Below are 13,576 nucleotides of genomic sequence, written 5' to 3'. Positions count from 1 at the left end.
AATGAGCCTATCTGCACAGGAAACTAAAAAAACAGTGGTATTATCCAACCACCAGGCTATTTATGTAACCGATCTTAAAAAAGCAGCGGCCTTTTATGCAAATATTATTGGGCTGGAGCAGGTAGCCGAGCCCTTTAAAATAGGGAAGCATGCATGGTTTAAGACGGGGCCCAAAACAACGCTGCACATTATCCTGGGCGCCGATAAGCCCAAAGAATACTTTAAAAATAACCACATGTGCTTCTCCGTACCATCGCTGGAGAACTTTATCCGCAAGCTGGATCAAAATAAAGTTCCCTATGAAGATGTGAGCGGCAAACGATCGGCAGTTACCAACCGCGTAGATGGTGTAAAGCAGATCTGGCTTCGCGATCCGGACAACTACTGGATCGAGATCAACAATGATCCGGCGATATTTGAGTAATTTGCCGTGGAGGTCGTTTTTAGTGAAAAGTGAGATATACGCCAGGGGTCGGTCCGCTGCCTTCAGTTATCAATCATTAGCGATCAGGTGCAGTCCAGAGATCCGGGTGCTTGATTTCTGATATTGGGACCCTTAGCATTTCGGTATTTGCTTCCCTGCTGTCTGTGGCAGTACAAATCCGCGATTGAAAACTCCGCTTCAAACGCCAAACCATCCCCAACATGAAACGTTGAACCTTTAAACCTGAAACTACATTAAATCCCTTTCAGTGCTTTTTTTACCAGCTGCTCCAGGCTGATTTCCGGTTCGAGTCCAAGCACTTTTTCTACGGCCTGTTCCGCCTGGCTGCGCTGGATACCTAATGCCTGCAGGGCTTCCGCAGCATCCTGCCTTACCGATGGAGCAGTAGCGGGGCTAAGCGCAACCGGAAGATCGATATGCAATTTCCCCAGTTTATCTTTTAGCTCCAGCACGGCACGTTCCGCCGTCTTCTTGCCGATACCCTTAATCCGCTCAAGGCTTTTTGCATCGCCATAAGTGATCGCTTTCACAATCTCATCCGGCTTCATATAAGAAAGGATCAGCCTTGCCGTGCCGGCGCCAATCCCCGATACACTTATTAACCCCAGGAAAATATCTTTTTCCTTACTGTCGGCAAAGCCATACAAAAGCTGTGCGTCTTCTCTTATGATCTGGTGTGTAAAAAGCAGGCCTTCCTTTTGCGTTTCAATCTTTGAATACGTGTTCAGGCTGATGTGTACCTCGTAGCCTACTCCATTAACATCGATGATTACAGAGGATGGCGTTTTGTTTACGAACCCCCCTTTCAGATATGCATACATACCGCAAATGTAATTTTCTAATTTCTAATTTCAGGTTTCTCATTTCTGATTTCAAATTCCCGCGCATTCACCCTAACTTTGGCGCTAAATTTTTTTACCAGATGAGCAACAAAGTTACAGCAGCCATAACGGCGGTGGGCGGATATGTTCCTGAAGACAGGTTAACCAATCTGGACCTGGAGAAAATTGTAGACACTACAGACGAATGGATCCGTACCCGGACGGGCATTGAGGAGCGCAGGATACTGAGGGGGGAAGGAAAAGGTATATCTGAAATGGTAGTACCTGCCGTACTGCGGCTTTGTGAAAAACGAGGCATTGATCCGATGGAGATCGATTGCCTGATTGTTGCCACCGTTACCCCCGATATGGTTTTTCCGGCTACAGCCAATCTTGTTTGCAACAAGATCGGTGCCAAAAATGCCTGGGGTTTCGATGTTTCTGCAGCCTGCTCCGGTTTTTTATACACGCTGACCCTGGGGGCTTCACTGATCGAAAGCGGACGTTATAAAAAAGTGGTGGTGGTGGGTGCCGATAAGATGAGCTCAATTATCGACTATACCGACCGTGCCACCTGCATTATTTTTGGCGATGGCGCCGGCGCAGTACTGCTGGAGCCTTCCTCAAACGGACATGGAATAAAGGACAGCCTCCTCAAGAGCGATGGCAGTGGTGCGCAGTACCTGAAAATGAAAGCCGGCGGGTCGATGTATCCGGCAAGCGCCGAAACCGTTGCAGCACGGGAGCACTATGCTTACCAGGAAGGAAAGACCGTTTTTAAATTTGCAGTTACGGGTATGGCAGAAGTAAGTGCCCAGCTGTTGGAACGCAACCAGCTGACCGGTGATGATATTGCATGGCTTGTACCGCACCAGGCCAACCTTCGTATTATTGATGCCACGGCCCAGCGCATGGGCCTCCCCCACGAAAAAGTGATGATCAATATTCATAAATTCGGAAACACAACTGCGGCAACCATCCCCCTTTGTCTTTGGGAATGGGAAAATAAATTAAGAACCGGCGATAAGATCGTTTTGGCGGCCTTTGGCGGAGGCTTTACCTGGGGCGCTACCCTTGTGGAATGGGCTTATAACCCTAAGGAAATGTAAAACTATCCAATTCGGAATTTTAAATGCAAAAGGAGTACTCATCCCGGTCCTAAACCGACAGGTTTTGGGTAGCTTTTTCTATGCGCTATCAGCTTTTAAATCATATTTACCCCATTCCGGAAATCGGACATCAGGTACAAAACCGGAGCTAACCTCAAACTTGAAACATTAAACGTGAAACCTTCCCCCGGGTTGCCTTGTCCGTATGTCGCCCAAAAAACAAGGGCCGTAGTCAATGGTAAATAGATCACCAGATATTAAACGATGTGCTGAACGCTAAGCGCTAAATGCTAAACGCTGATATCAGGCACGGGAACTGAGAATGCAACACAAGATTGATCGTGATCTCAGTGTCTCATCTCCCGATTCTCAATTTTCAACGCTGGACTCATGGAAAGAATCCACTCAAAGGATTTCGAAAGAACTTTGAACATTAAACCTTGAACACTCCTTAATTACCGTTGCCTGGTTTTATTGGGATATGCTATCTTTTATATAATACCCGTAAATAACCAGCAACGCCGCCAGCAGCGGCGCTATTTCTTTTAAGGGTAACTGTTGCACACCCAAAAAATGGACTATAAGCGCTGCAACAAGCCCGCCAATGGCTAATATGCAGCAATACTTCCGGAGCCGGCTCCGCTTTGAAAAAGCAATAAAAACATTAGGTGGAAAAGCCCATAAAATATTCCAGTTACGGGCGCAGGCCTGATGATTGGTGCAGTACCACATAAACAGCAACTGCAATCCCAGTAACCCGGTGATTAAAAGAAACGCAATATCCACACCGCAATTAAACCGCTTTAAGGGTTTTATAAAGTGTACAGATAGCACCAGCGCAAACAACGCTAAAAACACTAAGAATACCGGGCTCACTCCCCTAACCGCCTTGTGCGCGCCTCCTTCAAAAATGCTTTGGCCAGCTGTTAGCGGCCTCCCATTATACTGTGCATGCTGCAAACCGGTGTAAAGATAACCCGGTAAAAACATGGCCTGCCAATTGCTCATCTGCGCATCTACCGGACTGCCCAATATAAGATCAATACCAAAACGCTGCCATGGTTTGCCGGCCAGGTTACCATCAACCACCTGCCGGAAGCTCATCTTTTGCGCGCCTGGAAGGGTTCCATATTGAAACGAAGGCCCCAGTACACGCGGAAAAATATCCCGTACCCGTGTAGCACAATTATCAAAAAGAAAATCATACCGGTAAGCCCTGTTCCGGGGTAAAAAATTTGTTTCGAGAAAGTTCCGCACTTTTATTTTGTCCAAAGGATCCAGGTACAGCACCTGTTCCGCCACACTCCGGCCTTCCTCCTCATAGGTATTCAAAAAACTGTCAAAGTCCTCCTTATCCAGGAAATATAATAGTTTACCTAACGTAAATTTTGAATAAAACGCGGGGTCTGCAAAATCAAAAGTACCATAGTTATATACCACATCCGTACCCCCGGCGCTATCCGTGATCCTGATAGCTGTATGTCCAAAGGAAGCATACAATGCATCTCCCGTTCCGCAGGTAAGAACACTGATCCGGAGTTGTGCCTTTGTGCCCAAAGCACCGGCCAACAGCAATAGCAGCCCAACCAGTCGTATTGGTACCATCAAATGCCGGGGCTTATTTCTTGGCTAAAACGGAAAGCATAACGGTTACCTTGTCCGACATGGTTATGCTGCTCCGGCCAACCTTATAATCCAGCCGGTTCAGTGAAAAATTAGAGCTTAGCAAAAAGCCTCCTTCCACCGGTTTAGTAATAAAATCAAATTTAATATTGCGGGCTACCCCATGCATGGTAAGCACGGCTTCGGCATAGTAAACGCCCCCCTGCTTGGGAAGGATCCGGGTAGATTTGATGCGAATCTCGGGATATTGCGCTGCGTCAAAAAAATCAGTCTGTTTCAAATGATTGTCCCTTTTCTCAATGCCGGTGCTGATCGTACTCACATCCACCGTTACGTCAAAACTGCTTTTGCTCCAATCTGCGGGGTTGATGACGATGCTGCCTTTTAATCCTTTAAAACTACCCTCCACATCCATGCCCATATTCCGGATTACAAATGCAACTTTACTTTCGGCCTCAACAGGTTTTAACGATTGGGCGGGCACGCATTGGAACACAAGGATTGCAGCCAGTATCAGTGCTATTTTTATCATCTGCTTATTTTTTATTGATTTTTATGGACGAGCGCTTTCCGGGGTTGATCATTTAAAACTGATTGGTAGTCAATAATACCAGGGTGCAGGCTTCAACCGGCTCAATACCATGTTCTTTAACCTTTTGCGCCAGGGCATTATTTTCCGCGCCGGGGTTAAAGATAATTCTTTTGGGGTGCAACTCCAGAATATAGGCTTCATATTGCTGCTGATGCAAGGGGTTCAGGTAAACGGTTACCGTGTCTACATCCTGTTCCTTTGGTTGTACCGTTTGTATAGCAACGTCATCAATCTGCCCTTCCCGCTTGCCGATAGCAACGACTTCATGGCCATGTGACCGCAGGCGCTTTACCGCCATGTTGCTGTAACGCTCAGGGTTTTCCGAAGCACCCAGTACCACTGTTTTTTTGTTCATACATTTTTTCCCGTATAATAGAACAGGCTGCCCCTTAAAAAGGTTGCAGCCTGTTTGTTTTATTTTCCGTTTATTTTACTTTAAACCAGCATCCGAAGGGGCTCTTCCAGCAACTCTTTCAGTGTTTGAAGAAAGGCTGCCCCTTTAGCGCCATCCACCACCCGGTGGTCGCAACTCAATGTCACCTTCATGATATTTCCCGGCACAACAGCACCGTTCTTTACAACGGGTACCTGTGAAATACCGCCGATCGCTAAAATACAAGCGTCTGGCGGGTTAATGATGGCCGTAAATTCATCGATACCAAACATACCCAGGTTAGAGATTGTAAATGTGCTTCCTTCCCAATCGGCCGGCTGCAGTTTTTTATCTTTTGCCTTCCTGGCATATTCCTTTACTTCGGTTGCAATCTGCGACAATGATTTTGCATCTGCGAAACGCACTACCGGCACCAGCAGGCCCTCTTCTACCGCTACAGCTACACCGATATTTATGTGATGGTTAATGCGGATCTTATCTCCCAGCCAGCTACTGTTTACAGCCGGATGCTTCTTTAATGCAACCGCGCAGGCCTTTAAAACAAAATCATTAAAGGATATTTTTACAGGGCTTGTTTCATTGATCTTTGCCCGGCTTGCCACTGCGCTGTCCATATCAATTTGCATGGTCAGATAGAAGTGGGGGGCCGAATACTTACTTTCTGCCAGCCGCTTTGCAATTACTTTGCGCATTTGCGAAACCGGAACTTCCTCAAAACTTACCTGCCCGGCTGGTACGGATACCGGTGCAACTGCTCCGGTCACACCCGTTTCCGGGGCTGCAGCTAATGCCGGCTGATAGTTATCAATATCTGATTTAATGATTCGTCCATTGTCGCCACTGCCCTTTACACTATTCAGATCTACCCCTTTTTCGGCCGCCAGTTTTTTCGCCAGCGGTGAGGCTTTTATACGGCCATCCGCCGCTTCGGGGGCTGTTTCCGCTGCGGGTGGTGCGGCCTGGGCTGCTGCGGGCGCAGCTACGTCATTGTTTGTTGCAGCCTCCGAAGCCGGGGCAGCTCCGCCTTTAACTGCAGCAACTACTGCTTCTACATCTACTTTACCCGCTTCGCCAATAATGCAAAGCAGATCGTTCACCTGTATCTTTTCTCCTTTTGCCGCTCCCTGGTAAAGCAAGGTTCCGTTCTTATAGCTTTCCAGTTCCATGGTGGCTTTATCGGTTTCAATTTCTGCCAGCAGGTCCCCTTTTTTCACCGGGTCTCCCACATTTTTTGCCCAGCTGGCAATAACACCTTCCGTCATGGTATCGCTCAAACGGGGCATTAATACCACTTCTTCCATTTTTGAGATATCCACCGGGGCTGCTGCCGCTGCCGCGGGTTCCCCCCTGGGGGCTTCTTTAGGAGCTGCCGCTGTGGGGGTTCCGCTGCCATTTCCACCCATGAGACCGGAGATATCCTCTCCTGCTTCGCCTACTATCGCCAACAAGTCATCTACCTGTAATTTACTTCCTTTGGGAGCGCCCAGGTGAAGAATAACTCCATCTTTATAGCTCTCCAACTCCATCGTGGCTTTGTCCGTTTCAATCTCTGCCAGCAAATCGCCTTTTTTAACAGGATCTCCTACTTTTTTATGCCAATCTGCGATAACTCCTTCTGTCATGGTATCACTCAAACGGGGCATTAATATCTTCTCAGCCATTACCTAATTTATTTTCGCCGAAATTAAGATAAAATGATGAATTTGCAGGAAAAGATCAGGAGCTCCATTTTTTTGTACGCAACCATTTCCCTAATTTGGCGCGTCTGTACAAAGTATTGAATAGAAATGAAAAAAACAGTTTTAACAGTATTGACGGGGTTGCTGTTAACCACCGCAATTTGGGGGCAGAAAAAACTGACTGAGGCCACCATTTATTATGACATCGTCATTAATACCGGCAATGAAAAGCCGGGCAAGGCCGATATGCTGGATGGCGCCACCAATGTCATTTACCTGAAAGGGAATGACAGCCGGGCAGACATGATCAGTTCACTGGGCACACAGTCTGTAATCATTGATGGTAAAACCGGGGGCGTTACCATTTTAAAGGACTATGGTGAAAAATATATGATGAAGCTCACCGCAGCCGACTGGAAAAATCATAATAAGAAAAACGAGAACATTTCTTACACCGTTGAAAACGAATTTAAGACCATTGCCAATTACAACTGCCAGAAAGCTACCGGCAAAATGACCGATGGAACCGTTTTTACCGTTTATTTTACCAAAGACCTTATCCCGGTGAACACCGAGTTCCAATACCTTAACAAGAACCTTCCGGGGCTGGTGATGGAATATGGCGCGTCTGATGGCAAAACAAAAGTGACGTATACGGTTTCCAGTATTGACTTTGGGGCCGTACCGCTGTCAAAATTCGATCTCCCGGAATCCGGGTACCGGATCGTTCCCTATACCGAAAAAAGCAAAAAGTGAGGATAGTCCCAATAACAGGGCGGATGTCTAAAGTATGACATCCGCCCTGTTATTATTTTATAAAGTGGTTGCTCTGCTTTACTGCCCAAATGCATCTTGCCAGGCCAGGATACCCCCTTCTACATTAACGGTATTTTTGAACCCCATAGCATCCAGCATCAGGCAGGCCGCAGCGCTCCGTTTTCCACTACGGCAGTGTATGATCACTTCATCTTCCTTTAACGGCTCCAGTTCCTCCACTTCCATATTCTGTATTTTACCCAGGGGAATCAGCTGACCGCCAATATTGTACTCGTCATATTCTGCCGGCTCTCTTACATCAACCAGGTTGATTTTTTCGCCGCCGTCAATCCTTTTTTTCAGTTCCTGAACAGTGATGGTATTCATGTTTCTGTATTTTAAACGTTTTATTCCGGTTTAGCCGGGGGCTCTTCCTTCGAAAGTGAGTCTTTCCTGCTGTCACTGCCCGTTGAATCCATAACCGGCCGCTCCAGGCTTAACCAGACATCCACGATCTGACCGGGACGAATGGACCGGGAGTTGCCTTCTGCATCGTACCGCTCGGGGCTTTGCCGGTACACAAAAGCAGCGGCGGTATCTGTAACTCCGGCTGAAGGGATCACCGATCCCAGCCCGATACCTTTACCTTCCAGGAGGTCCTTTGCTTCGGTATAGGTAAGCCCTACCAGGTTGGGTACCAGGAAGGATGTACCCAGTCCGCTTCCGATAATCAGATCAACCCGGGAGCCTTGCCTTATCTTGGCCCCCGGCTGGATAGCCACACCGTTGTACTGCTGTTCCAGTACCGTATTCTTTGCAAAATCCGGTTTAAACGTGGTATCGCCCAGCTTGAGCCCCATATTAGTCAGCGTAAACTCCGCACTTCTTAAACTATAGCCTACGATATTCGGCATTTCAACCAGCGGAGGCTCCGCACGGTTAATGGTCAGATACACGGTTCTGTTTGACTTTACTACCTCGTACTCATCGGGTACCTGCCGTACTACCTGTAATGGTTTTAATGTATCGTTAAATACACTGTCCTGCACCACCAGCTCAAAGCCGGCATCGGTCAGGATTTTTTCTGCCTGCGCCAGTGTTTTTCCCAACAGCGGGGGTACCGTTTTTGCGTCATCATGGTGTGTAAGCCATCCCAGAGAAAGAATCACTATCGAAAAAATGGCCAGCGCCAGGATGATGCCGGCAAGTATATTTACCCAAAGTGGTCTTCTTGTTATAAAACGGAACATGTATTGATTATTCTTGGTAAATATAGGATAATTCGGCTATCGGCTTTAGGCAATTTGAAGATTTGAGGATTTGGAAATGTGGAAATGTGAAAATGTGGAAATGTGGAAACCAGGTATGGAACGGCAGCGAACGTGAAACTTTGAACCGGAAACGCTAAACCCGAACCTCCTCTTTCTAAGCGAAACATTCTTCCACAAGAAGACTGTAAAAATCGGTGAGCGATACTCCTGCTGCCGCAACCTGCTGTGGCACAATACTGGCGGCACTCTGCCCGGGAATGGTATTTACCTCCAGCATATAGGGCCGGTCTTCCGTTTCGTTATAAATAAAATCGATCCGCACCACACCGCGACAATTAAACACTTCATAAACCCTTGTTGCAGCCTCCCTTACTTTTTGAGCAATGGGAGCAGCTACTACAGCGGGGGTTATCTCCGTAGATTTTCCTTCATATTTTGCTTCAAAGTCGAAAAAACTTTTGCTGTCGTGCGCCTTCACCTCTGTAAGCGGAAGCACACGGATGGCGCCGTGCGACTTGTACACACCCACGGTAAATTCGCGCCCCGCAATCATTTCCTCCACCAATACCTGGGTATCTTCCCCAAATGCCTTTTCTATGGCTGCCTCCAGTTCATCCACCCCTGTTACCTTGCTCATACCTATGCTGGAGCCGCCGTTATTGGGTTTTACAAATACCGGGAGTTGCAACTGGCCGGCGATGGTGGCCGCTGCTACCGGGGTATGGGCAAACAGGTGCAGGGAATTAGCCACCGCAATACCCGCCATTTTGGCTATGGCAACGGCATATCTTTTATTAAAGGTAATGGCCGAAGTAGCGGCATCACAACCGGTATATGGGACACCCAGCATATCCAGGTAGCCCTGAAGCTTTCCATCCTCGCCCGGAGTGCCGTGCATACCAATCAGCACGGCATCAAAGCGAATTTTCTGTCCGTTTTCGACGATCGAAAAATCATCACGGAACACCGTTGTTTTTACACCTGTGCTATCGGTATAAAACCAACCTTCAGGATTAATGTCCACCACATAAACGTTGTACTTTTCCCGGTCCAGGTTCTTTTCTATTGTAGCAGCACTTTTATAGGAAATCACCGCTTCGCCCGAAAGTCCGCCGGTTACCAATGCAATATTCTTCTTCTGCATAAATGATTGTTAATTACGCCTCGTGGTTTCCACCCATTTAATAATTCTTTCGGCATCGTCCAGTCCGGCCTTGGCTACTTTAGCATTGGGATTGCCATCGTAGCCCATAGCCAAATGCAGGGTATCGTAGGCGCTGACAAAGTAGCTGAGCATTTTTTTATTTTCTAACGACAGCTGATCCCGGTACCACTCTACATTTTTCCGGCCTTTTTTTCCATCCGCAAAAACGCTGTCTAATGCCACCAGCACTGCACTGTAGGCCGCATGGCCCGCCAGCTTTACGTATTTTTTATCGGTATAAAAATGTTCCAACTTTCCGGCCTTTTCCGAAAGTATCGCTTTTGCATTAGCCATATACCGTTTGGCTTCTTCAATTGGTGTATTCATAATATTGGTTTTTTTCTTAAAGATGCAGCTTCTCTTTTTTGGCCAGCAGCTCTTCCACTGTTTCCTGGTACATTTCATCAGGTACACAGCAGTCTACCGGGCAAACGGATGCACACTGGGGTTCTTCATGAAAGCCCTGACACTCTGTACATTTATCCGGAACAATATAGTAGGTATCATCGCTGATGGGCGCGTTTTTAAAATGAGAATCCACCACATTGCCATTAAACAATTTATATTCCCCTGTAACGGTATTTCCATCGGAGATGGTCCACTCCACCCCGCCTTCATAGATGGCATTGTTTGGGCATTCCGGCTCACAAGCTCCGCAGTTTATACACTCTTCTGTTATTTTTATAGCCATAATCTATTAAAATTATTTGATTGAACGTAAGCTGTAATCTATTTATTTTGTACAAAATTAATCATTGAAGATGACATTATCACAACGCATCCGCTTATTGGTCAAATTGGGTGCTTATATGCAGGGCAACAGTGAAGCCTGGCAGGATACAAAAGAACGGGCCTTCCGGAGCAACGGATGGTTTTTACCGGATTTTATTAACCGGTCTGTACAAAATATTGCCGCCGCATTCCTGCAGGAGCCCCTGCTAAAGAGCTGGACGGAAGCTTACCCGCGCCTTGCGGCAGCGGACCAGGAACCCCGGCTTGTGGGGCTGGTGATGGCCGGAAATATACCGCTGGTCGGATTTCATGACCTGCTCTGTGTTTTTATATCGGGGCATCATTGTTTGGTGAAGGCTTCATCGAAGGACGAAACACTGATCCACCACCTGGTAGCCCAAATGATTTCCTGGGAGCCGGAGGTAGCTGAACGGATCCGTTTTTCTACCCTGCTAAAAGGCTGCGATGCCTATATTGCTACCGGCAGCGATAATACCGCCGGCTATTTTGATTATTATTTTGCAAAATATCCACACCTCATCCGCCGCAACCGTACTTCCGTGGCAATACTTACGGGCAATGAAACCCAGGCCGGGCTTGGCGCACTGGCGGATGATATCTGTCTTTATTTTGGCAGGGGCTGCCGCAATGTAACCCAGGTTTACGTACCGGAGCAATATGATTTTGAGCCGTTATTAGAGGCTTTAAAAAAATATGACTACCTGGCCGATGTGCATAAATACAAAAACAACTACGATTATAACCTGGCCTTATACCTGCTCAATAACCGGTTTTATATGAGCACACCGGCCCTATTGCTGGTAGAAGACGCAGGACTGTTTTCGCCCGTGAGCCAGCTGAACTATTCGTTCTACAACAACCGGTCTGCGCTGATGAATGAGCTGGCCGCCAACCCATCGGTACAGTGCATGACAGGCGATGACGGCATCCCGTTTGGGAGCGCCCAGTCGCCGGCGCTTAACCAGTATGCAGATGGTGAGGATACCCTTGCCTTTTTAATTTCCCTGAATGAGGGTACCTTTAACAAAACAGCGTTTCACAATGAAGGCTGAACAAAGTACGAAGACTTTAGTAAAACTTTGTTAAACTGATTGTCTGCGCTTCCGAATGTCCAACACAGTTTGTTACTTTGTATGAGCAGTGCATAATTTTTGAAAATGAAACTTTTAAATTGAATCGTAAAATGAAATTGAAACAAATTCTTTTAGTGATTGTGATCAGCGTGCTGTCTGCCTTTGCCGGCATTTTCCTTTATGGAAAGTTTGCGCGCAATGGCAACGGCACCGTAGGTGTGCCTGTAGATGGAAAATTACCGGCAAACTATGCCAGCTTCTTCGACAATAAGGGAAACGCAGCCGAACCCACCGATTTTACAAAGGCATCCGAATCGGCTATCCCTGCCGTAGTGCATATTAAAACAAAAATACCGGCTAAAAAGCTGGACAACGGACTACCCCGCAGGGGCCAGAGCGGCGATCCTTTTGAGGATTTTTTTGGCGACATGTTTGGCCTGGGTCCCCAAATGCGTCCCGAACAGCGTGCTTCGGGTAGCGGCGTTATCATCAGCCAGGATGGCTATATTGTTACCAATAACCACGTGGTTTCTGATGGCGGTGATGGCGTGGCGTCCGAAATAAAGGTAACCCTGAACGAGGGACGCAAAACCTATACAGCCAAAGTGGTTGGGCGCGATCCAAGCACCGATATTGCCGTTTTGAAAGTTGAGGCCAATAACCTTCCTTACATGATCTATGGCAATTCTGATGATGTAAAACTGGGGCAATGGGTGCTGGCGGTTGGTTATCCCTTCAACCTGGAAGCTACGGTTACAGCCGGTATCATTAGCGCCAAGGGCCGCAGCATTGGCATTAACGGGCAGCAGAGTATGTCGCCGGTAGAGTCTTTTATTCAAACCGATGCGGCCGTAAACCAGGGCAATAGCGGCGGCGCGCTGATCAATACCAATGGGCAGCTGGTGGGGATCAATTCGGCCATACTGGCTCCAAGCGGTACTTATGCCGGTTATTCTTTTGCCATACCGGTTAATATTGTAAAAAAAGTGGTAAACGACATTATCAAATACGGTGATGTAAAACGCGGCTACCTGGGCATCAGCTATTTTGACGAACAAAAAACCCCGGGTGAAAATGAGCGGCGCCTCAAACTGTCGGGCCTGCAGAGCGGAGATGGCGTATATGTACTGGAAGCACCGGCCGATGGCGGCGCCTCAAAAGCCGGGGTAAAGCGGGGCGATATTATTACCAAAGTAAACGGCACACCTGTTTCTTCCGGGTTACAGATGTCCGGAATTATTGCCAGCGCGCAGCCGGGCGACAAAGTAAAACTGACCTACCTGAGGGGCGGGAAGGAAGTTTCGGCAAACGTAACACTGTCCGACAAACCGAGCGCCAGCAAACTCACCAACGCCGATCAGATTGCAGATCAGCTGGGTGTTGAACTGGGCAATGTAGATGCTAAAAGAGCGGAGCAACTGCGCCTGCATGGCGGAGGGGTTGAAATCAAAAACATCCGTCCTAATGGCCTGTTGAGCAAAAGCCGGATCGACAAGGGCTTTATAATTACCGCAGCGAACGGGCAGCGTGTAAAATCAATTGATGAACTTGCAAAAGTGCTGGCCGGCAGCCGGAGCAGCAAAATTGAACTGGAGGGTATTTACCCGGGCTACAGCGGCCAGTACTCCTACCAGATCAATCTCAATGGAGATGATGAAGATTCTGGTTCTTTCTAAACAGAATAAAGCATTCTGATATACGGAAGGCCCGCGGTTTGCGGGTCTTCTTTTTTTTTTGGTATATTTATGGTAGTATATCAACAAGGTTACCGGTATTTATCATTGATAACAGAAGCGGTGTTGCAGCAGAAATTCCCCGGGCAGGTTTTTTCAGGCAAAGTATTGTTGAGGAGACAT

General features: G+C 47.5%; 15 protein-coding genes. 5 read left to right on the top strand and 10 right to left on the bottom strand.

Annotation, left to right across the window (positions count from 1 at the left end):
- Position 1 precedes the first annotated feature (1 nt).
- Positions 2 to 424 carry a VOC family protein gene (locus tag GGU45_RS19015; RefSeq protein WP_435227454.1) on the top strand — a complete coding sequence of 141 codons (423 nt, stop codon included), beginning with the start codon at positions 2 to 4 and terminating at the stop codon, positions 422 to 424.
- A 254-nt stretch (positions 425 to 678) separates the two neighbouring features.
- On the opposite strand, the gene ruvA is transcribed toward GGU45_RS19015, so the two are convergent.
- Positions 679 to 1,266 carry a Holliday junction branch migration protein RuvA gene (ruvA, locus tag GGU45_RS19010; RefSeq protein WP_435227452.1) on the bottom strand — a complete coding sequence of 196 codons (588 nt, stop codon included), beginning with the start codon at positions 1,264 to 1,266 and terminating at the stop codon, positions 679 to 681.
- 101 nt (positions 1,267 to 1,367) lie between these two features.
- Between ruvA and GGU45_RS19005 the strand changes: the two genes are divergently transcribed.
- The gene (locus GGU45_RS19005; protein ID WP_435227450.1) at positions 1,368 to 2,375 is read left to right on the top strand and encodes a beta-ketoacyl-ACP synthase III; all 1,008 of its coding nucleotides are present in this window, start codon (positions 1,368 to 1,370) and stop codon (positions 2,373 to 2,375) included.
- Between the two features lie 471 nt (positions 2,376 to 2,846).
- On the opposite strand, the gene GGU45_RS19000 is transcribed toward GGU45_RS19005, so the two are convergent.
- From GGU45_RS19000 to GGU45_RS18985, 4 genes are all read right to left on the bottom strand, one after another.
- Positions 2,847 to 3,980: a lipoprotein N-acyltransferase Lnb domain-containing protein gene (locus GGU45_RS19000; protein WP_435227448.1), complete on the bottom strand. Its 1,134-nt coding sequence runs from the start codon at positions 3,978 to 3,980 to the stop codon at positions 2,847 to 2,849.
- A gap of 13 nt (positions 3,981 to 3,993) precedes the next feature.
- Positions 3,994 to 4,530: a YceI family protein gene (locus tag GGU45_RS18995; RefSeq protein WP_435227446.1), complete on the bottom strand. Its 537-nt coding sequence runs from the start codon at positions 4,528 to 4,530 to the stop codon at positions 3,994 to 3,996.
- Positions 4,531 to 4,582: 52 nt separating this feature from the next.
- Positions 4,583 to 4,945 (bottom strand): CoA-binding protein, encoded by a 363-nt coding sequence (locus tag GGU45_RS18990; RefSeq protein WP_435227444.1) that lies wholly within the window; start codon positions 4,943 to 4,945, stop codon positions 4,583 to 4,585.
- Positions 4,946 to 5,025: 80 nt separating this feature from the next.
- A complete protein-coding gene (locus GGU45_RS18985; protein WP_435227442.1) occupies positions 5,026 to 6,645 on the bottom strand; it encodes a pyruvate dehydrogenase complex dihydrolipoamide acetyltransferase in 1,620 nt (539 codons plus the stop codon).
- 126 nt (positions 6,646 to 6,771) lie between these two features.
- Here GGU45_RS18985 and GGU45_RS18980 point away from each other — a divergent pair, with 126 nt between their 5' ends.
- The gene (locus GGU45_RS18980) at positions 6,772 to 7,419 is read left to right on the top strand and encodes a hypothetical protein (protein ID WP_435227440.1); all 648 of its coding nucleotides are present in this window, start codon (positions 6,772 to 6,774) and stop codon (positions 7,417 to 7,419) included.
- Between the two features lie 78 nt (positions 7,420 to 7,497).
- Here the strand turns inward: GGU45_RS18980 and GGU45_RS18975 are convergent, their stop codons facing one another.
- From GGU45_RS18975 to GGU45_RS18955, 5 genes are all read right to left on the bottom strand, one after another.
- Entirely contained in the window at positions 7,498 to 7,806 is a 309-nt protein-coding gene (locus GGU45_RS18975; protein ID WP_435227438.1) for a rhodanese-like domain-containing protein, read from the bottom strand.
- A gap of 20 nt (positions 7,807 to 7,826) precedes the next feature.
- Positions 7,827 to 8,669 (bottom strand): PASTA domain-containing protein, encoded by an 843-nt coding sequence (locus tag GGU45_RS18970; protein ID WP_435227436.1) that lies wholly within the window; start codon positions 8,667 to 8,669, stop codon positions 7,827 to 7,829.
- Positions 8,670 to 8,844: 175 nt separating this feature from the next.
- Entirely contained in the window at positions 8,845 to 9,834 is a 990-nt protein-coding gene (locus GGU45_RS18965; protein ID WP_435227434.1) for a D-alanine--D-alanine ligase, read from the bottom strand.
- Between the two features lie 9 nt (positions 9,835 to 9,843).
- On the bottom strand, positions 9,844 to 10,221 hold the full coding sequence (locus GGU45_RS18960; protein WP_435227432.1) for a DUF5618 family protein: 378 nt from the start codon (positions 10,219 to 10,221) through the stop codon (positions 9,844 to 9,846).
- Between the two features lie 16 nt (positions 10,222 to 10,237).
- Complete coding sequence (locus tag GGU45_RS18955; RefSeq protein ID WP_435227430.1) at positions 10,238 to 10,585, bottom strand: 4Fe-4S dicluster domain-containing protein; 348 nt, start codon at positions 10,583 to 10,585, stop codon at positions 10,238 to 10,240.
- Between the two features lie 70 nt (positions 10,586 to 10,655).
- Here GGU45_RS18955 and GGU45_RS18950 point away from each other — a divergent pair, with 70 nt between their 5' ends.
- Together GGU45_RS18950 and GGU45_RS18945 are read left to right on the top strand one after the other, a co-directional pair.
- Positions 10,656 to 11,699: an acyl-CoA reductase gene (locus GGU45_RS18950; RefSeq protein WP_435227428.1), complete on the top strand. Its 1,044-nt coding sequence runs from the start codon at positions 10,656 to 10,658 to the stop codon at positions 11,697 to 11,699.
- Between the two features lie 131 nt (positions 11,700 to 11,830).
- A complete protein-coding gene (locus GGU45_RS18945; RefSeq protein ID WP_435227426.1) occupies positions 11,831 to 13,396 on the top strand; it encodes a trypsin-like peptidase domain-containing protein in 1,566 nt (521 codons plus the stop codon).
- Positions 13,397 to 13,576: the final 180 nt, after the last annotated feature.

Source organism: Niabella hirudinis, from assembly GCF_051201075.1.
Lineage (GTDB): Bacteria > Bacteroidota > Bacteroidia > Chitinophagales > Chitinophagaceae > Niabella > Niabella hirudinis.
This window is presented reverse-complemented; position numbering and strand designations above follow the sequence as displayed.